Origin of the sequence: Lutibacter sp. A80 (genome assembly GCF_022429645.1) — a bacterium.
GTDB lineage: Bacteria > Bacteroidota > Bacteroidia > Flavobacteriales > Flavobacteriaceae > Lutibacter.
This window is the reverse complement of the sequence record NZ_CP092480.1, coordinates 3,834,698-3,856,274: the sequence shown is the minus strand read 5'-3', so window position 1 is coordinate 3,856,274 and position 21,577 is coordinate 3,834,698. Positions and strand designations below refer to the sequence as shown.

General features: G+C 28.7%; 21 protein-coding genes. 16 read left to right on the top strand and 5 right to left on the bottom strand.

Features of this window, described 5'->3' with window-relative positions; genetic code table 11:
• Positions 1-51 precede the first annotated feature (51 nt).
• The 15 genes from pdhA to MHL31_RS15845 all read left to right on the top strand — a co-directional run bounded on the left by pdhA (position 52) and on the right by MHL31_RS15845 (position 14,404).
• On the top strand, positions 52-1,044 hold the full coding sequence (gene pdhA, locus MHL31_RS15915; protein ID WP_240226979.1) for a pyruvate dehydrogenase (acetyl-transferring) E1 component subunit alpha: 993 nt from the start codon (positions 52-54) through the stop codon (positions 1,042-1,044).
• Positions 1,045-2,685, top strand: coding sequence for a pyruvate dehydrogenase complex dihydrolipoamide acetyltransferase (locus MHL31_RS15910; RefSeq protein ID WP_240226978.1), 1,641 nt, complete (start codon positions 1,045-1,047; stop codon positions 2,683-2,685).
• A gap of 253 nt (positions 2,686-2,938) precedes the next feature.
• Positions 2,939-3,520: a DUF502 domain-containing protein gene (locus MHL31_RS15905; protein WP_240226977.1), complete on the top strand. Its 582-nt coding sequence runs from the start codon at positions 2,939-2,941 to the stop codon at positions 3,518-3,520.
• Positions 3,521-3,533: 13 nt separating this feature from the next.
• Positions 3,534-4,805 carry a DUF2130 domain-containing protein gene (locus MHL31_RS15900; protein ID WP_240226976.1) on the top strand — a complete coding sequence of 424 codons (1,272 nt, stop codon included), beginning with the start codon at positions 3,534-3,536 and terminating at the stop codon, positions 4,803-4,805.
• A gap of 85 nt (positions 4,806-4,890) precedes the next feature.
• On the top strand, positions 4,891-5,730 hold the full coding sequence (locus MHL31_RS15895) for a universal stress protein (RefSeq protein ID WP_240226975.1): 840 nt from the start codon (positions 4,891-4,893) through the stop codon (positions 5,728-5,730).
• A gap of 91 nt (positions 5,731-5,821) precedes the next feature.
• On the top strand, positions 5,822-6,721 hold the full coding sequence (locus MHL31_RS15890; protein WP_240226974.1) for a DnaJ C-terminal domain-containing protein: 900 nt from the start codon (positions 5,822-5,824) through the stop codon (positions 6,719-6,721).
• Positions 6,714-7,010, top strand: a complete 297-nt coding sequence (locus tag MHL31_RS15885) for a chaperone modulator CbpM (RefSeq protein WP_240226973.1) — start codon at positions 6,714-6,716, stop codon at positions 7,008-7,010. The genes MHL31_RS15890 and MHL31_RS15885 overlap by 8 nt, the downstream gene beginning before the upstream one ends.
• A gap of 50 nt (positions 7,011-7,060) precedes the next feature.
• Entirely contained in the window at positions 7,061-7,285 is a 225-nt protein-coding gene (locus MHL31_RS15880; protein WP_240226972.1) for a PLD nuclease N-terminal domain-containing protein, read from the top strand.
• Between the two features lie 48 nt (positions 7,286-7,333).
• Positions 7,334-7,567, top strand: a complete 234-nt coding sequence (locus MHL31_RS15875; RefSeq protein WP_240226971.1) for a PLD nuclease N-terminal domain-containing protein — start codon at positions 7,334-7,336, stop codon at positions 7,565-7,567.
• Between the two features lie 45 nt (positions 7,568-7,612).
• Positions 7,613-8,452, top strand: coding sequence for a 23S rRNA pseudouridine(2604) synthase RluF (rluF, locus tag MHL31_RS15870; protein WP_240226970.1), 840 nt, complete (start codon positions 7,613-7,615; stop codon positions 8,450-8,452).
• Positions 8,453-8,534: 82 nt separating this feature from the next.
• Positions 8,535-9,665 (top strand): tRNA guanosine(34) transglycosylase Tgt, encoded by a 1,131-nt coding sequence (gene tgt, locus MHL31_RS15865; RefSeq protein WP_240226969.1) that lies wholly within the window; start codon positions 8,535-8,537, stop codon positions 9,663-9,665.
• A 39-nt stretch (positions 9,666-9,704) separates the two neighbouring features.
• A complete protein-coding gene (locus MHL31_RS15860; protein ID WP_240226968.1) occupies positions 9,705-10,793 on the top strand; it encodes an LptF/LptG family permease in 1,089 nt (362 codons plus the stop codon).
• On the top strand, positions 10,780-11,658 hold the full coding sequence (locus MHL31_RS15855) for a DMT family transporter (protein WP_240226967.1): 879 nt from the start codon (positions 10,780-10,782) through the stop codon (positions 11,656-11,658). The genes MHL31_RS15860 and MHL31_RS15855 overlap by 14 nt, the downstream gene beginning before the upstream one ends.
• Before the next feature lie 57 nt (positions 11,659-11,715).
• Positions 11,716-12,669, top strand: a complete 954-nt coding sequence (locus MHL31_RS15850) for an acetyl-CoA carboxylase carboxyltransferase subunit alpha (RefSeq protein ID WP_240226966.1) — start codon at positions 11,716-11,718, stop codon at positions 12,667-12,669.
• Between the two features lie 193 nt (positions 12,670-12,862).
• A complete protein-coding gene (locus MHL31_RS15845; RefSeq protein WP_240226965.1) occupies positions 12,863-14,404 on the top strand; it encodes an NAD(P)H-hydrate dehydratase in 1,542 nt (513 codons plus the stop codon).
• Between the two features lie 68 nt (positions 14,405-14,472).
• Here MHL31_RS15845 and MHL31_RS15840 read toward each other — a convergent pair whose 3' ends face one another.
• Positions 14,473-15,846 carry a TlpA disulfide reductase family protein gene (locus tag MHL31_RS15840; RefSeq protein WP_240226964.1) on the bottom strand — a complete coding sequence of 458 codons (1,374 nt, stop codon included), beginning with the start codon at positions 15,844-15,846 and terminating at the stop codon, positions 14,473-14,475.
• Between the two features lie 608 nt (positions 15,847-16,454).
• Complete coding sequence (locus tag MHL31_RS15835; protein WP_240226963.1) at positions 16,455-18,263, bottom strand: TonB-dependent siderophore receptor; 1,809 nt, start codon at positions 18,261-18,263, stop codon at positions 16,455-16,457.
• Positions 18,264-18,330: 67 nt separating this feature from the next.
• Here MHL31_RS15835 and MHL31_RS15830 point away from each other — a divergent pair, with 67 nt between their 5' ends.
• The gene (locus MHL31_RS15830; protein ID WP_240226962.1) at positions 18,331-19,836 is read left to right on the top strand and encodes a PLP-dependent aminotransferase family protein; all 1,506 of its coding nucleotides are present in this window, start codon (positions 18,331-18,333) and stop codon (positions 19,834-19,836) included.
• 34 nt (positions 19,837-19,870) lie between these two features.
• On the opposite strand, the gene MHL31_RS15825 is transcribed toward MHL31_RS15830, so the two are convergent.
• The 3 genes from MHL31_RS15825 to MHL31_RS15815 all read right to left on the bottom strand — a co-directional run bounded on the left by MHL31_RS15825 (position 19,871) and on the right by MHL31_RS15815 (position 21,577).
• Positions 19,871-20,722 carry an IS3 family transposase gene (locus MHL31_RS15825; RefSeq protein WP_240226214.1) on the bottom strand — a complete coding sequence of 284 codons (852 nt, stop codon included), beginning with the start codon at positions 20,720-20,722 and terminating at the stop codon, positions 19,871-19,873.
• 14 nt (positions 20,723-20,736) lie between these two features.
• Positions 20,737-21,171, bottom strand: a complete 435-nt coding sequence (locus tag MHL31_RS15820) for a hypothetical protein (RefSeq protein ID WP_240225903.1) — start codon at positions 21,169-21,171, stop codon at positions 20,737-20,739.
• 91 nt (positions 21,172-21,262) lie between these two features.
• Complete coding sequence (locus tag MHL31_RS15815) at positions 21,263-21,577, bottom strand: DUF3467 domain-containing protein (protein ID WP_240226961.1); 315 nt, start codon at positions 21,575-21,577, stop codon at positions 21,263-21,265.

The following is a 21,577-nucleotide window of genomic DNA, read 5'->3' as shown; positions in this document are numbered from 1 at the left end:
AGCAAAATAGTACTTTTGCGTCTCGGTATAAATATAATATCTCAATCGGAAATGAAAAAAATAACCAAAGAAACTTATATCAATTGGTATAAAGACATGCTATTCTGGAGAAAATTTGAAGATAAATTAGCAGCTTTATATATTCAACAAAAAGTTAGAGGTTTCCTACATTTATATAATGGTCAGGAAGCAGTATTAGCTGGTGCATTGCACGTAATGAAAGAAAATGATAAAATTATTACAGCTTATCGTAACCATGTGCAACCAATTGGTTTAGGAGTTGATCCTAAAAGAATTATGGCCGAATTACTAGGAAAAGTTACTGGAACATCTAAAGGAATGGGTGGATCTATGCATATTTTTTCTCCCGAACATAATTTTTATGGTGGTCACGGTATTGTTGGAGGTCAAATTCCATTAGGTGCTGGTTTAGCTTTTGCTGATAAGTACCATGAAAAAGATGGCGTTACATTAACTTATTTTGGAGATGGAGCAGCTCGTCAAGGTTCTTTACACGAAACTTTTAACATGGCTATAAACTGGAAACTTCCTGTAGTTTTTATTTGTGAAAATAATGGTTACGCAATGGGTACTTCAGTAGAAAGAACTGCAAACCATGAAGACATATGGAAACTAGGTCTAGGATACGAAATGCCTTGTGGACCAGTTGATGGTATGAACCCTGTAAAAGTAGCAGAGGCTATGGAAGAGGCTATTGAACGTGCACGAAGAGGTGACGGACCAACTCTTTTAGATATAAAAACATATAGATATAGAGGTCATTCAATGAGTGACGCCCAACACTATAGAACAAAAGAAGAAGTAAACGAATACCGTAAAATTGACCCAATTACACAAGTTTTAGATGTAATTAAAACTAAAAAGTATGCTACAGAAGCAGAAATTAAAGAGTGGGACAAAGAAGTAAAAGATAAAGTTTCGGAATGTCAAAAATTTGCTGAAGAATCTCCATTCCCAGAAACACAACAACTTTACGATATGGTTTACGAACAAGAAAATTATCCTTTTTTAAAACATAAATAAATGGCTGAAATAATAACAATGCCACGTTTAAGTGATACAATGACTGAAGGAGTTGTAGCACAGTGGTTGAAAAAAGTAGGTGACAAAGTTGAGGAAGGAGATATCCTCGCTGAAATTGAAACTGACAAAGCAACTATGGAATTCGAATCTTTTAACGAAGGTTATTTACTTCATATTGGATTGCAAGAAGGTGAAACTGCACCAGTTGACTCATTAATCGCTATTATTGGAGAAAAAGGTGAAGATATTACTGCTCTATTATCTGGAGATGCTCCAAAAGAAGCAACACCTCCTGCATCTAAAGAAGAAGTTGCTGCACCTATAGAAACTAAACCTGCTGATGATTCTTTTGTAATTCCAGACAATATTTCTATTGTTACAATGCCTCGTTTGAGTGATACTATGACTGACGGAACTGTGGCTACTTGGCTAAAAAAGGTAGGAGACAAAGTTGAAGAAGGTGATATTCTTGCTGAAATTGAAACAGATAAAGCAACAATGGAATTTGAATCTTTTAATGAAGGAACCTTATTATATGTTGGTTTAGAAGAAGGTGATAATGCACCAGTTGATTCTTTATTAGCTATTATTGGTGAAGCAGGAACTGATGTTACTGCTGTTGTTTCTAATTTTAAAACTAGCGGATCAACTACAGAAAAAGCTCCTGTTGCTCCTACTGCTGAAACAAAAGAAATTGCTGAAAAACCTAAAGCTACAACTACACCAACTGCAGCTGCACCTAAAACTGTTGAAGCAGTACAACAACCTGTTGTAAACACAGGAAAAATTGTTGCTTCTCCATTGGCAAAGAAAATTGCTTCAGAAAAAGGAATAAATTTAGCACATGTTGTTGGTACAGGTGATAATGGACGTATTATAAAACAAGATATTGAAAATTACGTTCCTGTAGCTGCTGCCGCTCCTACAACAGCTGCTGCTCCAGTTATAGCAATGGGTGAAGAAAGTTTCGAAGAAACTAAAAACTCTCAAATGCGTAAAACTATTGCACGTAGATTAGGAGAATCTAAATTTACGGCTCCACATTACTATTTAATGTTAGAAATTAACATGGATAATGCAATAGCTTCTCGTAAAGTAATTAATGAAGTTCCTGATATTAAAGTTTCATTTAACGATATGGTTGTAAAAGCAAGTGCAATGGCACTTAAAAAACATCCTAAAGTTAACTCTCAATGGTTCGACGATAAAACACGTATTAATCACCATGTAAATGTTGGTGTTGCTGTTGCTGTTGAAGATGGCTTACTTGTACCTGTAATTCCTTTTACAGATCAAAAAAGCTTAACACAAATTGGAGCTGAAGTAAAAGACAAAGCAATTAAAGCTAAAAACAAAAAGTTAACTCCTGCAGAAATGGAAGGAAGTACTTTTACAGTATCTAACTTAGGTATGTTTGGTATTTCAGAATTTACTTCAATTATAAATCAACCAAATTCAGCTATTTTATCAGTAGGTGCAATTATTCAAAAACCCGTTGTAAAAAATGGTGAAATTGTAGTTGGAAACACAATGAAAGTAACTTTAGCTTGTGACCATAGAACTGTTGATGGAGCTACTGGTGCTGCTTTTTTACAAACACTAAAACAATATATTGAAAATCCAGTAACTATGTTAGCATAGTGCTCTAAATTATATATTTTAATTAAAACCCCATTGTTTAGAAACAATGGGGTTTTTTGGTTCCTAAAATATTTTAAATTATTGAACCTTCTAAATTAATTAAACGTTAAAACATAGAACATTACTTCTATTTAAAAATAATTAGAAATAATTAAGCTTTAGACAAGCTAAAATAGTTTGTATCTTTAATTTTTAAAAATACATTTGTCAAAAAATAAAATGAAAATTTAAAAATGTATAAACATTATAGAATATGAAAAAATTAATTAATTATTTACTTCAAGGTATATTATATATTGCTCCCTTAGGTATTACAGCTTATATTATTTATGCTATTTTTATGTTTATGGACGGTTTGTCTCAACAATTAATCGCCAATTTTTTTGACATCAAGGTTCCTGGATTAGGTGTGCTTTCTCTATTATTATTTTTAGTTATTGTTGGTTTTATAGGTAGAACCATAATTGCTGAACCTTTAAAAATTATTTTTAAAAAAATAATTAACCGTATTCCTTTATTAAAATTTATTTATACGGCATTAAACGATTTATTTTCAGCATTTGTAGGTAAAGAAAAAAAATTCAGTAAACCAGTTTTAGTAAAAGTAAATACAATTTCTAATCTAGAAAAATTAGGTTTTATTACCGAAGAAAATCTAGAGGTTTTAAACGAATTAGATAAAGTAGCAGTTTATTTTCCACATTCATATAATTTTTCTGGAGAATTATTTATTGTTCCAAAAGAAAATATAAAACATATAACTGCTAATTCAAGTCAGGTTATGAAATTTATTGTTTCAGCTGGTTTAACTGGTTGGGATAAAGAAGAAATATAAACACTTATTAAAAATGAAAAAGGAAACTCAAATTAAATGCCCTAATTGTGACACTTCAATAGATGTACAAGATATTTTATCACATCAATTAGAAGAAGAAATTAAGAAAAAATACCAATCTAGTATTGCAGCTGAGAAACAAAAATATAAAGCTAATTTAGAAAACTTAAATAAAGAAAAAGAAGCTTTTGAACAAAAGAAAAAACAAGAAAACGAATTATTTAAAAATCGTTTAGAAGCACAAATAAAGCAAGAAAAAAAGAATATTGAGGCAAATTTAAAGTCTAAATTAAAAGAAGAACAAATAGAACAATTTAACGCTTTACAAAAAGAATTAAACGAGAAATCTGAACAAATAAAAGAATTAAATAGAACTAAAGCTGAAATAGAAAAATTAAAGCGAGAAAAAGGAGAATTAAAAGAAATTGCTGAAGCAGAAGCTCAAAAGAAATTGAGTGAAACATTACTAACTGAAAGAGAAAAAATAAAAAAATCTGAAGAAGATAAAAATGAATTGCGTTTTAAAGAATTACAAATGCAATTAGAAGCTCAAAAAAAACTTACCGAGGAAATGAAACGCAAACAAGAGCAAGGCTCTATGCAAATGCAAGGTGAGGTTCAAGAATTAGCAATAGAAGAATGGTTGGCTTCAAAATTTCCTTTAGACAGCATTGAAGAAATTAAAAAAGGTGCACGAGGAGGAGATTGTATTCAAATTGTACACACAAGAACTTCTCAAAATTGTGGTTCTATTTATTATGAAAGTAAACGCACTAAAGATTTTCAACCTAGCTGGATCGAAAAATTTAAAGCAGATATTAGAGATAAAGGTGCAAATATTGGTGTATTAGTTACCGAAGTTATGCCTTCAAATATGGACCGATTTGGACTAAAAGATGGGATTTGGATTTGTAATTATGATGAATTTAAAGGCTTATGTACAGTTTTAAGAGAATCTATTATTAAAATACACAATGCCATTAGCACGCAAGAAAATAAAGGAGATAAAATGGATATGCTCTACGATTTTCTTACAAGTAATACATTTAGAATGCAAATAGAAGCTATTGTTGAAGGTTTTACTCAAATGAAGTCTGATTTAGAAAGTGAAAAACGATCTATGCAACGTATTTGGAAACAACGAGATAAACAAATAGAAAAAGTTGTTACAAATACTATAGACATGTATGGCTCTATTAAAGGAATTGCCGGAAACGCAATTCAATCTGTAAAAGCTTTAGAATTACCTGGAGATGAAGAAGATGAACAGCAACTATTAAACTAAATAATAGCTAAAATAATCAGTTAATGAGATTTATCACTTAATATTCAAAATACAAGTCTTAATTTTATATGTTTAAAAATTGTTTATGAAAACAATAATTTGTGCTATAGATTATTCAAAAAACGGAATAGCTGCGCTAAAATATGCATATACATTAAATACAAAAATTAATTCTAAATTATGTATTTTACATATTACTGATATTTTTTCACTAGAATCTTTAACTAAAGAAGAATTAAAAAAGAAACTTTATTTTAAATTAAAATACTTTTGTGTAAAACATTTAGGAGATAATCTTGATTCTAAAAATATAGAAATTAAAATTATTGAAAACACCTCTGTAATTGAAGGAATTACAGCTACTGCAATAAAAATAAAAGCTTCCTTAATCCTTACTGGATTAAAAGGAAAAGGAATACTCAAAAGTTTTTTTATTGGAAGCACCACAAAAGATCTTATTTCTAAAGCTACGTGCCCAGTACTAGCAATTCCTAAAAAATATGAACTAAAAAAAATGGGGGCAATTGTTTACGCTACAGCTTATGAACAAGAAGATATTTACGCTATTATGCAACTTACTAAAATTGCAGCTGCCTTTAATGCTGAAATTAAAATAATACATATTTCTCCTCAAAATGAAAAAAATGGAGTGCAACAAATGCAGAATTTAAAAAGAACCTTATTAAAAAACACAACCTATAAAAAAATAACATTTAATACATACCACTCTAACGATACCTGCTATTTTTTAAAAATGTATTTACTTGAAATAAAAGCAGATATGGTTGCAATGTTAGAACGAAATAAAAATAAAACCATGTTAAGCAAAGTATTTAAAAACGATATGGTGATAGATATGGAAATTTCAGGGGAATTGCCCCTAATTAGTTTTAATGAAAAAAATTTTAACGAAAAAAATTTTTAATCACCTACTTTTTAAGTAAATTTATTAGTAATTCAAAGTTTGGTAACAGCCATAAAATAAATTTTATTAAAACACTTAAAAACTCTTGTAAATGAAATTTATTGATTATTATAAAATATTAGAAATAGATAGAACAGCTAGCGAAAAAGATATTAAAAAAGCATATAGAAGATTAGCTAGAAAATACCATCCAGATCTAAATCCTGATAACAAAGAAGCTGAAATTAAATTTAAAGAAATTAATGAAGCTAACGAAGTTTTAAGCGATGTTGAAAATCGTAAAAAATACGATAAATACGGAAAAGATTGGAAACATGGAGAAGCTTTTGAAAAAGCCAAACAGCAACAACAATCTCAACAAAATCAAAATTATTCTGGCTCTAGTGACCACTATTCTGAACAAGATTTTTCTAGTTTTTTTGAATCTATGTTTGGTGGTAAAAAAACTCGTTCTAAACAATACTATAGACAATTTAAAGGGCAAGATTTTAATGCCGAATTGCATTTAAATTTAAAAGATGTTTACACTAGTCATAAACAAATATTAACAGTTAATGGCACAAATATTAGACTTACAATACCTGCAGGAATTGCTGATGGCCAAATTATAAAGATAAAAGGGAAAGGAGCTCAAGGAATAAACGATGGTCCAAATGGAGATTTATACATTAAATTCACAATTACCAATCACACCAAATTTAAAAGAGATGGTAATAACTTATATACTTCAGTAGATTTAGATTTATACACTGCACTTTTAGGTGGCGAAATTACTATTGATACTTTTAATGGTAAAGTAAAACTTAAAATTGCTCCTGAAACAACTCAAGGAGCAAAAGTAAAATTAAAAGGAAAAGGATTCCCTATTTATAAAAAAGAAAGTCTCTTTGGTGATTTAATTATTACGTATAACATTAAAATTCCAACAAAATTAACTGTAAAAGAAAAAGAGTTGTTTAATCAATTAAAAAAATTAAGATCAAATGGATAAGCAAAATTTAATACAGGTAGAAACAATTTGTTTTCACTATAAAATAGAGACTTCATTTATTAAAGATCTTGAAAACATAGGGCTTATAACCATAGAAACCTATGAAAACAATAAATTTATTCATCAAGATAAGATTAGTGATCTTGAAAAAATGATACGACTTCACAACGAATTAAATGTTAATATTGAAGGAATAGATATTGTTTTTAACCTTTTACAAAAAGAATTAAAACTCAAAGAAGAATTAAATGCTTTAAAAAGCAGGTTACGCATTTATGAAAGTGAGTAACTAATTTAGCTATAATACATAAAACATTAAATAACATACAAATACAAGAAATGACTTACTTACATATGATTGGACCGTGGCAAATAATTATTCTAATAACCATACTATTTTTAATTGGAATTATACCAATGCTTATTGCTTTAATAGATGTTTTAAAAAATAAATTTGAAGGCAATAATAAAATTGTTTGGGTGTTTGTTATATTATTTTTAAATATAATTGGTGCAATTTTATATTTTACTATAGGAAGAAGTCAGCGAATTAAAAACAAATAATTCAAACCAATTTATCTACTATCAATATTTAATAATATTTTAAAAACTATGAACTTAATCGTTAATAATTTCTCTATAGGACTATTCTTTTGGCAAATAATTATTATTGTATCTATACTCCTTTCTTTTATAGATTTAATAGACATTCTTCGAAATGATTTTAAAGGTAATAATAAGCTTATTTGGGTTTTAATTGTACTTTTTTTAAATTTAATAGGCGTTATTTTATATTATAGACTAGGTATTAAACAAAAAATTCAACGAAACAATACTTCATTATAAATTAAACCTTATAATTACTAACTTCGCACATTGAAAATTAGTTCAATGGATAACATAAATAAAAACTCAATAAACTTAAATAAATACATTAGTAGTACTGGTATTTGTTCTAGAAGAGAAGCTGAAAAATTAATTATTGACGGAAAAGTTACCATAAACGGTAAACCAACTCAATTAGGCAATCGTGTGTTTAATGGAGATATTGTTAAAATTAACGGGCAACCTTTAAAATCAAAACCAAAAACACTTTATATTGCCTACAACAAACCCGTTGGTATTGTTTGTACTACCGATTCTAAAGAACGTAATAATATTGTTCGCGCAATAAATCATACAGAAAGACTTTTTCCTATCGGACGATTAGACAAACCTTCTCAAGGCTTAATTTTTTTAACCAATGATGGAGATATTGTAAATAAAATTCTTAGAGCAGGAAACAATCACCAAAAAGAATATATTGTAACTGTAAATTCACCAATTACGTCAGATTTTATTCAAAAAATGAGTAATGGAATTCCTATTTTAGGAACAGTTACTAAAAAATGTGCTGTTGAACAGCTATCAAAAAATAGCTTTAAAATTATTTTAACTCAAGGATTAAACAGGCAAATAAGGCGCATGTGCGAATATCTTGACTATAAAGTTACTAAACTAGTACGAACACGAATTATGAATGTTACTTTAGCTAATTTAGCTGAAGGAAGTTGGAGAGAACTAACTTCTGAAGAAATGCAACAAATTAATAAAATGGTTGCAACATCTTCAAAAACCGAAGAAGCATCTAAAAATCCAACTAAAAAGAAAAATAAATCTCAAAACAAACGAAAATTTATACCTAAAAATAACCCACGTTTTAAACCAAAAAGCAAAAAAAGAAGGTCTTAAAAATTTCTAAAAACTTAATTCCTTCAACTTTTAAACTTTTAAACCTTTAAACTTTATAACTATATAACTATCTTTGCCGACTATGCAATTTGAACTAAAAAGTAAAGACGCTCAAAGCAAAGCAAGAGCTGGTATTATAACCACAGACCACGGTACTATTGAAACTCCAATTTTTATGCCTGTTGGTACAGTTGGAACAGTAAAAGGTGTGCACCAAACAGAACTAAAAAACGAAATAAATCCTGATATAATATTAGGAAACACCTATCACTTATATTTACGACCACAAACTAAAATTTTAGAAAAAGCTGGTGGTTTACATAAATTTATGAACTGGGATCGTAATATCTTAACCGATAGTGGTGGCTACCAAGTTTATTCTCTTTCTGGAAGAAGAAAAATAAAAGAAGAAGGCGTAAAATTTAAAAGTCATATAGATGGTTCATACCACACTTTTACACCTGAAAACGTAATGGAAATTCAACGCTCAATTGGCGCTGATATTATTATGGCTTTTGATGAATGTACACCCTACCCTTGCGAATATAATTATGCAAAACGCTCTATGCATATGACACATAGATGGTTAAAACGCTGTATTACACATTTAGAAAAAACACCGTTTAAATACAATTACAGTCAAGCATTTTTCCCTATTGTACAAGGAAGTACTTATAAAGATTTAAGAAAACAATCTGCCGAATTTATTGCATCGGTTGGTGCTGAAGGAAATGCTATTGGTGGACTTTCAGTTGGAGAACCAGCAGAAGAAATGTACGAAATGACCGAGGTAGTGACTGCAATTTTACCAGAAGATAAGCCTCGTTATTTAATGGGAGTTGGAACTCCAATAAATATTTTAGAGAATATTGCGTTAGGTATTGATATGTTCGATTGTGTAATGCCAACTAGAAATGCCCGAAATGGTATGCTTTTTACAGCACACGGAACCATAAATATAAAAAATAAAAAATGGGAAGATGATTTTTCTGCAATTGATGAGATGGGAATAACTTACGTTGATACGCTTTATTCAAAAGCCTATTTACGCCACTTATTTGTTGCAAAAGAATTATTAGGTAAACAAATAGCCTCTATACATAATTTAGGCTTTTATTTATGGTTGGTTCGTGAAGCAAGAAAGCATATATTAGCCGGAGATTTTACAGAATGGAAAAACCGTATGGTAAAACAAATGGATAAAAGATTGTAACACGTTATTATAAATTATAAAAAAACCAAATAATTTAATTTGAGAATAATAGATAAATACATACTTACAAAATTTCTTTCTTCCTTTGCTTTGGTACTAATATTACTATTACCAATTGCAATTGCCATAGATATTTCTGAAAAAGTAGATAAATTTTTACGCCATGCAGATTTATCAGTAACAGAAATTATAAAAGATTATTACATTCATTTTATTGTAATATTTGGAAACACCTTTATGCCTCTGGCTTTATTTATAGCTGTTATTTTTTTCACTTCTAAATTATCCTCCAACACAGAAATTATAGCAATACATTCAGCTAAAATTTCTTTTACTCGATTTTTAAAACCTTATTTTATTGGGGCTACTTTAGTTACCCTATTAGCTTTAGGAATGAATCACTTTGTTGTTCCTAGCAGTAATAAAATTTTTAATGAATTCAGTAAAAAATATTTAAAAACAAAAAAATACAATCAAAACCATTTAACCAATATTAATTTACAGCTTGATTCTAATGACTATATCTACTTAAAAAGTTATAATTTAGGTACTAAACAAGGTCAAAAGTTTACTTATGAAAAATTTGAAGGCACTAAATTAAAATATAAGTTAATGGCTGAAAATATTAGATGGATAGAGAAAGATACCGTTTTTAGACTAAATACCTATAGAAAAAGATTCCTCTTAGAAGATAGAGACTCAATAGAACAAGGTATAAAGTTAGACACCTTACTTGCCTTTATGCCAAATGATTTAGTTAATATTGATGACCTTGCTAAAGAAATGACATCCATTAAATTATATGATTATATAGAGCAATCTAGACAACGTGGAGTTGGTAATTTAAACACCTACTTGGTTGAATTCCATAAAAGAACTAGTTTACCTATTTCAACATACATTCTAACTTTTATTGCCGTTTGTTTAGCTGCAAAAAAACGAAGAGGTGGTATGGGTATAAATTTAGCTATTGGAATAACCTTAATGTTTGTATATGTATTCTTCTTAAAAATTGTTGAAGTTTTAGGTGCTGGTGCAGAAACAAATGCTTTTGTAATGGTTTGGCTTCCTAACATATTTTTTGGAGGACTAGCAGTATACTTATACTTTAAAAATGCCAAAAACTAACTTAAAAAACTATTTACATCTCCACTTTATAGTTTTTATTTGGGGATTTACAGCCGTTTTAGGAGCACTAATAACTATTGATGCAATTCCTTTAGTTTGGTATAGAATGGGACTAGCTGTTATAGTTCTATTTATATATTTTTTAATTAAAAAGAAGAGCTTAAAAGTACCTCCAAAAACACTTTTAAAATTTTTTATTGGTGGAGTATTAATAGCCTTGCATTGGATTGCTTTTTTTACAGCTATAAAAGTTTCTAATGTATCTATAGCATTAGTTTCTATGAGTACAGGTGCTTTATTTACTTCATTTATTGAACCTATTTTTTTTAAGCGAAGAATAAATTATACTGAATTTATTTTTGGACTTATAGTTATTTCTGGGTTATATATAATTTTTAATGTAGAAAACGATTATACTCTTGGAATAATATATGCTTTAATTGCATCGCTCCTTTCTGCCCTATTTACAGTAATTAATGGTCTATTTGTAAAGAAAAACGATGGAAGTGTTATCTCTTTCTATCAACTACTTTTTGGAGTTCTTTTTATTACTGTATACATTTTATTTTCTACTGGATTTACAGCTAAAGATTTTACAGTAACAACCAACGATATTATTTATTTAATTATTTTAAGTACTATTTGTACAGCATATGCTTTTATAATTTCTATAGATATTATGAAATACCTTACTCCTTTTACAGTAATGCTTACTATAAATCTAGAACCCGTTTATGGAATTATACTTGCTGTATTAATTTTTGGTGAATCTGAAAAAATGAATCCCCAATTTTATTTAGGAGCTGCAATAATTTTTGTAACTGTAATTGTTAATGGAATATTAAAAAATAAAAAAAGTACGTAAGTACTTACATAAAATATAGAAGTTATTATATTTGTATAACATCCAAATTTAAAAAACATGGAATATTTAGAATTTGAATTACCAATAAAAGAATTAGAAGAACAACTTACGAAGTGCGAATTAATTGGTAAAGAAAGTGATGTAGATGTAACAGAAAGTTGCAAAAACATCGAAAAAAAATTGCTAAAAACAAAAACCGATATATATAAAAACCTTACTGCTTGGCAAAGAGTTCAACTATCTAGACATCCAAACAGACCATACACTTTAGATTATATAAACTACCTAACCAATGGTACTTTTATGGAATTACACGGTGATAGAACTGTTAAAGACGATAAAGCTATGATTGGAGGTTTAGGTAAAATAGGAGATCAATCCTTTATGTTTATTGGCCAACAAAAAGGCTATAATACCAAAACACGTCAATATAGAAACTTTGGAATGTCTAATCCTGAAGGATATAGAAAAGCTTTAAGACTTATGAAAATGGCTGAAAAATTTGGAATTCCTGTTATTACTCTATTAGATACACCAGGAGCATATCCTGGTTTAGAAGCAGAAGAACGCGGCCAAGGTGAAGCAATTGCTCGTAATATTTTAGAAATGACACGCCTAAAAACACCTATTATTACAATAGTAATTGGTGAAGGTGCATCCGGTGGTGCTGTAGGAATTGGAGTTGGTGATAGAGTTTATATGATGGAAAACACCTGGTATTCTGTAATATCTCCTGAATCTTGTTCTTCAATTTTATGGAGAAGTTGGGAGCATAAAGAAAAAGCGGCTGATGCGCTTAAACTGACCGCAAATGATATGAAAAAACAAAAATTAATTGACGGTATTATAAAAGAGCCTCTTGGAGGAGCTCATTTTGATAGAGAAGGTGCGTTTAAAGAAGTTGAAAAAACTATCTTAAAAGCTTTTAAAGAACTTAAAGATTTAACACCTACAGACTTAGTTACTAAACGTATGGATAAATACATTCAAATGGGTGAATTTAAAGGTTAAAATAGTTATTGAATACTTACACAAAGTATAAACAACATTTAAAATTATATAGAAACCTTATAACGCAAACTAATAGCGTTATAAGGTTTTTAATTACTCTGTAGTTTTATTCTATAAAAAATGTTAATAAAACTAGCAGATAAAAATTGATTTAGATTGATGAAATATCAACCTATTGTATTAATTTTAAACTATGTTTATACTCAACTCACATCAAATTTCTGCTGCTGATAAAGCTACCATTACAACTAATAACATTTCTTCAATAGATTTAATGGAACACGCAGCTAAACAATGTTTTAATTGGCTGCACACCCAACTACAAGGTGAAAATATTAAAATCCATATATTTTGTGGAATTGGGAATAATGGTGGTGATGGATTAGTTATTGCTCGTTATTTATACAAAAATGGATATGATGTAGACTGTTATATTGTTAATTTTAGCGAAAAAAGAACTAAAGAATTTTTAATAAATTATGATAGATTAAAAGAGCTAGGTAAATGGCCTATTATTATTAATGATGAGCATAATTTTCCTGAAATTTCTTCTAAAGATATTATAATTGATGCCATTTTTGGAAACGGCCTAACAAGACCTCCTGAAAATTTCACTAAAAAATTAATTAATCATATAAATAACACCAACGCCTTTACTTTAGCCATAGATTTACCATCTGGACTTCCTAGCGATGTTGCTATACTTGATAAAAATGCTGTATTAAAAGCAACACATACACTTACTTTTCAAACACCAAAATTAGCATTTTTACTACCAGATAACAGCAATTTTATTAATACTTGGGAAGTAATTGATATTGGTCTTGATTTAAATTTTATCAATAATTTAAAACCAAACCTACATTATATTCTTAAAAATGATATTTTACAATTATACAAACCTAGAACTAAATGGTCTCATAAAGGCTCTTTTGGTCATTCTCTTATAATTGGAGGAAGTTTTGGTAAAATTGGTGCAGCTACCCTATCAACAAAAGCAGCTTTAAAAATTGGTAGCGGACTAGTAACTAGTTATATTCCAAAATGTGGTTATCCTATTTTACAAATAGCAGTTCCTGAAGCTATGGTTGAAGTAGATAATGACATTGCTTTGGAATACTTTAATTTTAAAACAAAAGCTACAGTTATTGCAGTTGGCCCTGGTATAGGTACTCTTGATAAAACGGCTATTGGCTTTGAAAAATTTATCAAAACAAATAAAGTACCATTAGTAATTGATGCAGATGCTTTAAATTTATTATCTCAAAATAAAACACTCTTAAATTATTTACCAAAAAATACGGTATTAACTCCACACCCTAAAGAACTAGAGCGTTTAATTGGACCTTGGAAAAATGATTTTGAAAAATTAGAAAAAATTAGTGTTTTTTCAAAAAAATTCGGACTTATTATTGTTCTAAAAGGTGCACACACAGTTATTGTAAATAACGCAACAATGTATTTTAATTCAACAGGAAACCCTGCCTTAGCTACAGCAGGAAGTGGTGATGTTTTAACCGGAATAATAACTGGCTTAATTGCTCAAAAATACGAACCAATTAATGCTGCAATTTTAGGTGTATATTTACATGGAAAAACTGCTGATATTGCAATTTCAAAAACGGGCTATGAAACGTTTACAGCTTCATCAATTTTAAAATTTTTACCAAATGCATTATTAGATTTATTTTATAAAAATGAACCTATAGAAGAAAGTAAAGAAAATGAGAGTTAAAAAAATTATAAAAACAAAAGGCCACTTAAATTTAAGTGGCCTTTATATTCTTTACTAAAAATAATAGGTTAAATATTATTTTCGTCAAATAACTCAATTAACTTTTCGCTTGAAGGTCTTGGAGCATTAGAATTTACAATATTTCCATTAGGATCTATTAAAATAAAACGAGGAATACCTTTTATTAAATAACCTGTAACAAAATCAGATTTCCAACTTTTATCTGAAAATAATTGTATACCTTTTAAATCCTCTTCTTCAACCATTGTTTTCCATTTTTCATAATCCTTTTCAGCATCTACAGAAATACTTACAAATTCTATATTTTTATTATGGTATTTAGCTTCTACTTCTTTTAAAGATGGAATTTCAGCTATACAAGGTCCACACCAGGTAGCCCAAACATCTACATAAACAAATTTTCCTTTTAAATCATCTAAAGAAGTTGTACCTCCATTAAAATTCTCATAATTTTCGAATTTTGGAGAAGGCTGACCTTTAGCAACAGTTTTTAGTTTATTATAACTTTCTGTAATTTCTTTTTTATTGGCTTCATTTGTTGAAGCAGCCATAAATAAGCTATAAAACTCTTCTAATTCAGTTGTGTAAGTTATCCCATAAATAGAGTTTACATAAACTAACTTGTTTTTTATAGTTTCATTAGGAATATTAGCTGCAACTTTTAAATAGGCAATATCTTCAGGTATTGATTCTTTTTCTGCTAATTTTTTAGCTTCTTTTTGATAATGAGTATTTACAAGATTTTCATAATTTTTAGAAAATATAAAATCTTCTTCATTATTATAATCTAATGTTTCTAACTCATTTAAGAATTCATCAGAAACTTTAAAATCTTTCTTTTTAGCATAATGTGAATGGTATAATTCATATTTACTTATAAAACTTAAATATGAATAGTAAATATTTCTTTTTTCTTTCTCTTTAAAATCTTCAGATATTCCTTCTGAAGCCTCTAACAATTCTTCAGATACTGTTTTAATTTCATTAAATTTAGTTTTGTAAGCAGTTTCTTCTAATAAATAAACATCGGTACCTGTACCTATTAATTCTTTAAACTTTTTATTTTTACTAATTAAATAATTACTTATTTCAGATCCTGGCCCTGATAATTCTAAGGTATTTTCAAAATCACTTGCATCAAAATTAATTGTCACTTCGTTACCTGGTTCTAAATATAGTGTTGACTTATTTTTACCATCAGAAAGAATATAATAACCTGATGTAACTGATAAAGTGTCTTTAAACTCGCCTTCATCTGTAACTTTAATTATTTCTTTAATATTACTATTTGTATTATTAAATGTTAATTTATTAACCTTAGTATTTGTTATCTTACCAGATAAAATTGCATAATCAATCTTTGCTTCTTGTTTACAGGAAACAATTGCTAAAATTGCTATTAATGTTATTATTTTTTTCATTATGTCTATTAAGTTTAAATATTAATTTTCAAAGATAAAATTAATTATAGATTAATTAGGATTAAGTTTTTAATTTAAATTGTACCATATTTTTGGTGAAATTAATTTTTAAATACAAAAAAAGTGGTAGATACATCTACCACTTTTCACATTAAAATATGTTATATACTTAATTAAATTCCGAATCTTCTTTTACTATTCCAAGTAATACTTTTTGCATTTTTAAAATCAACTGCTGACATTCTTTTCTTACTTTCTTGATTTTTTAATTTCTTAATAATTTTCATATTGATAATTTTAGTAGTTATTTGATCGGCAAAGATACAACTACATTTAGGTTTTACAAGCTGCAAAAACACTATTACTATTAATTTAACAATTTGAAGTAATTAATTTAAATTTTAACCACCGAAAACGTTATATATTTACATTTTATATAAATATTATGTAAAAACAGATGAAATATAATAATTGTATTAAATTTTTAAATCTAAATTTTTTGTTAAAATTTAAAGAAAATTCATCTTTTTATGCTAAATTGCAGGTTGGTTTATATAAAAATTAAACTTTTAAAAGCATAAATAGGTTTATAGTATACCCTCTTTTTTCTAGTAGATTTTATAGTTAATTCCTAACATTATATTTCCTTTTGGCATTGGAACTAGATTCGTTTCTGTATATGTTGTATTAAAAATATTATTAGCACTTAAAAACACACCAATTCTATTTGGTAATTCTGTTTTTATTTTGGCATCTACAACTGTGTAGGTTTCTCCTCTCGATCTTTCTACAAATCTATAAGAAATATTTTGACTAAATAATTTAGAAAACTTAAAATCTATACCCGATGTTAATTGGTGCTTAATACTATTTAAGGCATACCTTGTATACTCATCTTTATTCTCATCTTCTATAAAACTATACCCTAAATTAAATCGTTGTTCCAAATCCCATAACTGAAACCTATAACCAAAATCTATTTCAAATCCTTTTGTTGTAACTTCACTAAAATTTCTTGCCTCCCACTTTTCATCAGGATCTTCTGGATTGTCCTTTGCCCAATCAATTAAATCATCAGCAGTTCTATTAAAAAATGCCACATTAATATCTAAATTTCTTGTATTATACTTAAAACCTAACTCTTCAGACAATGCTGATTCTGGTTTTAAATCTGGATTTCCTATTTCATTACTACCTATATAATAAAGATCTGTAAATGTAGGTACTCTATAAGTATACCCTATATTACTGTACATTTTTAAACGTTCAGAAAACCGATAACCAACATCAATTCCAGGGAAGGCTTTTGTATTAAAATCTGAATATGAACTAATAGCAATTCCTGGAGTAATATCAAAATTATTTATTTCAAAACGGTGTTCCAAAAACCCTGTTATTACAGTTCTAGCATGGTCTTGTAGATTGTTACTAACTAAAAATACTCTTGAAACATCTAATCCAATACCTGTTTTACCTAGTGAAGAATTAAGTACAGCATTTGTTTCTGCCCCTATTTTGTTAGAAATATGTAAATTACGATATACTGGAGGATCATGTCGTAAATATAAATACAAGTCTTGATTACGTTTCCAATAAACTCTAGGTTTAATTGTAATATTTTTAATGGTATAATTAGCATCTATAGCTACTAAACTTGTTTGTGTCTCTTCATATTGATCTATTGCAGCTGGACTTGCATAAAACCCGTTTGCTCCAAAATCTCTTTCCGTATAAGATGACGTTAAATTATAACTACCTAAGTTAGCTTTAACAAAAATTGATTTATTTTTAAAGTCTGTATTATACCTATACCCTTCAGATTCTTGATAATTTAATGCGGTAAAAATCCCTCCATTATCAAATTTTTGAGTAAAAGTAATACCTCCTTTTATATTTTGGTATGATCCATATCCTAAATTTACTTTTAGATTATTTTCTTTTATTTTTTTAGTTACAATATTTATGGCACCCGTAAATGCATTCTGTCCATAAACTCTTGCTGCGGGACCTTTTATAACTTCAATACGTTCTATATTATCTAAAGATAAAATTGCATTCATAGAATGGTGTCCTGTTTGTGGATCATCCATTTTAACACCATCAATTAACACTAAAGTTTGATCAAAATTTCCACCTCTAATATATAAATCAGATTGCATTCCGTCTACCCCACGTCTTCTTATATCTAACCCTGCTATATTTTGAAGTAAATCTGCAACATTACTAGCAGCACTTTTTATAATATCTTCAGATGTAATTAATGTAATGGTTCTTGAATTTTCTGAAAAAGGTAAAGATATTCTATTGGAAGTTATAATAATTTCTTTTAAAGTATCTCGTCTAATAGTCTCTTCTTGTGCTTTTAACTGTACTATATAAAGTAATGTAAAAATTATTAAAGTAATTTTAATTTTCATAAATAGTGATTTATATACGTTGTAAAAGTAGTAACTTTCCGGACGATTAACATAGTCCAGTTTTAAAATGATAGATAGTCCGGTTAACACACTTTTTAAACAATTAATAAGCATAGATAAAACTTTAGCTCAACCTTTATATTTACAGGTTTCGGGACAAATTATAAATGCAATTCAACGAAGTTATTTAACCAAGGGCACCATGTTACCGGGTACGCGTGTATTAAGCCATTTATTAAAAGTGCATAGAAATACAGCTGTTGCAATTTACGAAGAATTAGCATCACAAGGTTGGGTTGAAATTATACCAAATAAAGGTACTTTTGTTTTAGAACCAGAAAAAAGCACTGCAAAAATAAAAGCTTCATCTCAAAAACTAAATGAAGCTTATAGTTATGCTAAAACCACTGGATTCCATTTTCAAAAATCCTTTCATTTAGCTTCTACTGTTCAATTTACAAAATCTAAATACCTTATTAATGATGGGAAACCCGACTTACGTTTACATCCTATACATCAATTTACAAGATGGTATAGTGCTACTATGAAACGAAAAACTTTAATCGATAAATGGAATAGATCAAACAAATTTTTTAGTACTGTATTCCAAACTCAATTATGCAATTATTTAAACGCTACTAGAGGATTTCATATTAGTCCAAATAATCTAATTAATACACGTAGTACGGAAATGAGCCTTTATGTAGTATCTCAACTCTTATTAAAACAAAACGATATTGTTTTAGTAGGACATTTAAGTAACTACGCTGCAAACATGATTTTTCAACAAACAGGAGCTACCATTAAAACAATACCTGTAGACAATAACGGTTTAAATATTGAATACATAAAAAAACACTTTATAAAACACAGTATTAGATGTGTATATATTTGTGCTCACAGAGATTATCCAACAACCATTACATTAAGTGCTGAGCGTCGTTTAAAGCTACTTAATTTAGCTAAAGAGTATGGCTTTGCTATTATTGAAGATGATTTTGATTATGACTTCCAATTTGAGGGTTCTCCAATGTTACCAATGGCTAGTTCAGATGCAAATGGTATGGTTATATATTTAGGAAAAATTGGACAATCTTTATTTCCTAGCTTTCAAACAGGATTTGTTGTGGCCCCAGAGAATCTAATTACAGAAGCCAAAAACTATATAGAATTACTTGATAAACAAGGTGATTTAATTCAAGAACAAATGCTATCTGAATTAATTAATGAAGGTGAAATTTACCGTCTTATGAAAAAGAACATTGTTATCTACAAAAAAAGAAGAGATACTTTATGTAACCTTCTATCAATTTATTTTTCAGGAATTACACAATGGAAAATTCCTTCGGGTGGCTTAGCCGTTTGGCTACAATTTAATCCTAAAATATCGTTAGCTAAACTTGCTAAAGAAGCTGAAAAAAACGATTTATTTATCCCTAAAACAATTCTTTATCAAGATAAAAAAACTTGTGCTATACGTTTTGGTTTTGGACATTTAAATGAAAAAGAAATAGAACAAGTAATTCAAAAACTAAAACGTGCTTATAATACGGTAATGTCTAGTCCTAAATAACCGATACAGATTATTAAAGGGTAAAAGTTAAAAATTAAAGCTGAATAATGACATCATTGTTCAGCTTTTTTGATTTGTATTGTTTTGGTTTAATTTTTTTTTGTGCGTGCATTTGTATTGGTGTTAGCATTTCGTTAGATAAATGAGGTCTTATATTGTTGTATATTTCTATTGCATTTTTGACCAGTTTCTCCTTTACTTTAAAATCTTGAATCTTCTGTGCTACACTAAATTCCTGTTTTAAAATTCCATTTATTCGCTCTGCAACTGCATTTTCATATGGATCATATTTTTCAGTCATACTAGGCTTAATCTCATTGTTTTCTAATAGTCTTTGATATTCATTCGAGCAATATTGCAACCCTCTATCAGAGTGATGTATTAATGGACTTTCTTTGTATTTTCTATTATTTATAGCCATTTCCAATGCCCTCAATGAACCATCCATTGATAAAGATTTTGACACATCATATCCTACAATCTTTTTAGAATAAGCATCTGTGATTAATGCCAGATACGAAGGGTTGGTTCTCGTTCCGATATATGTAATATCACTCACCCAAACTGATTCAGGCCCTTCTATATCCATTGAGCTGACAAGGTTTCTGTGCTTTCTAAATCTATGATGAGAGTCTGTAGTTATGTGGTAGCTTCTTTTAGGTATTATTAACATATGGTTAGCTTTTAGTATTCTAAACAATTTATCTCTTCCTACTTTTAATAGTGATAATTTATCCTTTAACAGAAAGTATAATTTCTTACCACCCAATCTTGGCATTAGCATCCGAATATCACGAACCAAAACGATAACTTTTTGTGCTACAGTTTGTTTATGAAGTCTTGATTTTATGGATCTATAGTAAACCTGTCTGTTTACCCCGAGCAAATCACAGGTAGAAACTAAAGTTTCTTTATATTCTTCTTTGAAGATGTTGATAAGTCGGGTGTGTAATTTTTTCTTATTTGAATATCATATTCCTTTTCTGCCATATCAACAAGCATATCGAAAATAATAACCTTTTTATCAGCACGTTCTGCTAGATGTTCAGCTCTAGCTTTCTGTTTTTCAAGGAGCTTTATTTTAGCTTCAAGCTCAAGTATTTTTTGTTCTGGAGTTTTTGACATCGTTTTTGGAACTTGGTTTTCCCAATCAAAGTTACCATATTTTTGCAACCATTTGGTTACTGTAGCGTCTCCCTGAATACCATATTTACGCTTGGCTTGGGTTTTTGTTAAAAATCCTTGTTCTACTTCTTCAACTAATTGAAGTTTAAAAGAAAGCGAGTAATCTTTTTGAGTTCGCTTTGCTGCACCTGATTTGTCTGATGTTTTCATTACACTTGTGTTTTAGTGTATCGCTATTTCAGGACGGGACATTATTAAATAAAAAAAAGCTGAACTCAATGTTCAGCTTTTTTTATTTAATTTATGCTTCTCCAGTTGGACCAAAATTCATTGGTATTGGAGGTTGCTCATAATCTTTAATTTCTCCGTGACTCTGTTCAAACCTTTTCACATTATCAGCTAATGCTTTTACCAATCTCTTGGCATGTTGAGGAGTTAGTATTATTCTTGATTTTACTTTAGCCTTAGGTTGCCCTGGCATTACACTAACAAAATCTACAATAAATTCAGAAACAGAATGATTAATAATTGCTAAGTTAGAATATGTTCCTTCTGCAATTTTATCATCTAATTCTATATTAATCTGTCCTTCTTTTTTAGGTTTTTGTTCACTCAT

What these genes read in the sequence shown, in the direction of transcription:
- pdhA (WP_240226979.1), top strand. Translation starts at nt 52, where the DNA reads ATGAAAAAAATAACCAAAGAAACTTATATCAATTGGTATAAAGACATG.
- MHL31_RS15910 (WP_240226978.1), top strand. Translation starts at nt 1,045, where the DNA reads ATGGCTGAAATAATAACAATGCCACGTTTAAGTGATACAATGACTGAA.
- MHL31_RS15905 (WP_240226977.1), top strand. Translation starts at nt 2,939, where the DNA reads ATGAAAAAATTAATTAATTATTTACTTCAAGGTATATTATATATTGCT.
- MHL31_RS15900 (WP_240226976.1), top strand. Translation starts at nt 3,534, where the DNA reads ATGAAAAAGGAAACTCAAATTAAATGCCCTAATTGTGACACTTCAATA.
- MHL31_RS15895 (WP_240226975.1), top strand. Translation starts at nt 4,891, where the DNA reads ATGAAAACAATAATTTGTGCTATAGATTATTCAAAAAACGGAATAGCT.
- MHL31_RS15890 (WP_240226974.1), top strand. Translation starts at nt 5,822, where the DNA reads ATGAAATTTATTGATTATTATAAAATATTAGAAATAGATAGAACAGCT.
- MHL31_RS15885 (WP_240226973.1), top strand. Translation starts at nt 6,714, where the DNA reads ATGGATAAGCAAAATTTAATACAGGTAGAAACAATTTGTTTTCACTAT.
- MHL31_RS15880 (WP_240226972.1), top strand. Translation starts at nt 7,061, where the DNA reads ATGACTTACTTACATATGATTGGACCGTGGCAAATAATTATTCTAATA.
- MHL31_RS15875 (WP_240226971.1), top strand. Translation starts at nt 7,334, where the DNA reads ATGAACTTAATCGTTAATAATTTCTCTATAGGACTATTCTTTTGGCAA.
- rluF (WP_240226970.1), top strand. Translation starts at nt 7,613, where the DNA reads ATGGATAACATAAATAAAAACTCAATAAACTTAAATAAATACATTAGT.
- tgt (WP_240226969.1), top strand. Translation starts at nt 8,535, where the DNA reads ATGCAATTTGAACTAAAAAGTAAAGACGCTCAAAGCAAAGCAAGAGCT.
- MHL31_RS15855 (WP_240226967.1), top strand. Translation starts at nt 10,780, where the DNA reads ATGCCAAAAACTAACTTAAAAAACTATTTACATCTCCACTTTATAGTT.
- MHL31_RS15850 (WP_240226966.1), top strand. Translation starts at nt 11,716, where the DNA reads ATGGAATATTTAGAATTTGAATTACCAATAAAAGAATTAGAAGAACAA.
- MHL31_RS15845 (WP_240226965.1), top strand. Translation starts at nt 12,863, where the DNA reads ATGTTTATACTCAACTCACATCAAATTTCTGCTGCTGATAAAGCTACC.
- MHL31_RS15840 (WP_240226964.1), bottom strand. Translation starts at nt 15,846, where the DNA reads ATGAAAAAAATAATAACATTAATAGCAATTTTAGCAATTGTTTCCTGT.
- MHL31_RS15835 (WP_240226963.1), bottom strand. Translation starts at nt 18,263, where the DNA reads ATGAAAATTAAAATTACTTTAATAATTTTTACATTACTTTATATAGTA.
- MHL31_RS15830 (WP_240226962.1), top strand. Translation starts at nt 18,331, where the DNA reads ATGATAGATAGTCCGGTTAACACACTTTTTAAACAATTAATAAGCATA.
- MHL31_RS15820 (WP_240225903.1), bottom strand. Translation starts at nt 21,171, where the DNA reads ATGAAAACATCAGACAAATCAGGTGCAGCAAAGCGAACTCAAAAAGAT.
- MHL31_RS15815 (WP_240226961.1), bottom strand. Translation starts at nt 21,577, where the DNA reads ATGAGTGAACAAAAACCTAAAAAAGAAGGACAGATTAATATAGAATTA.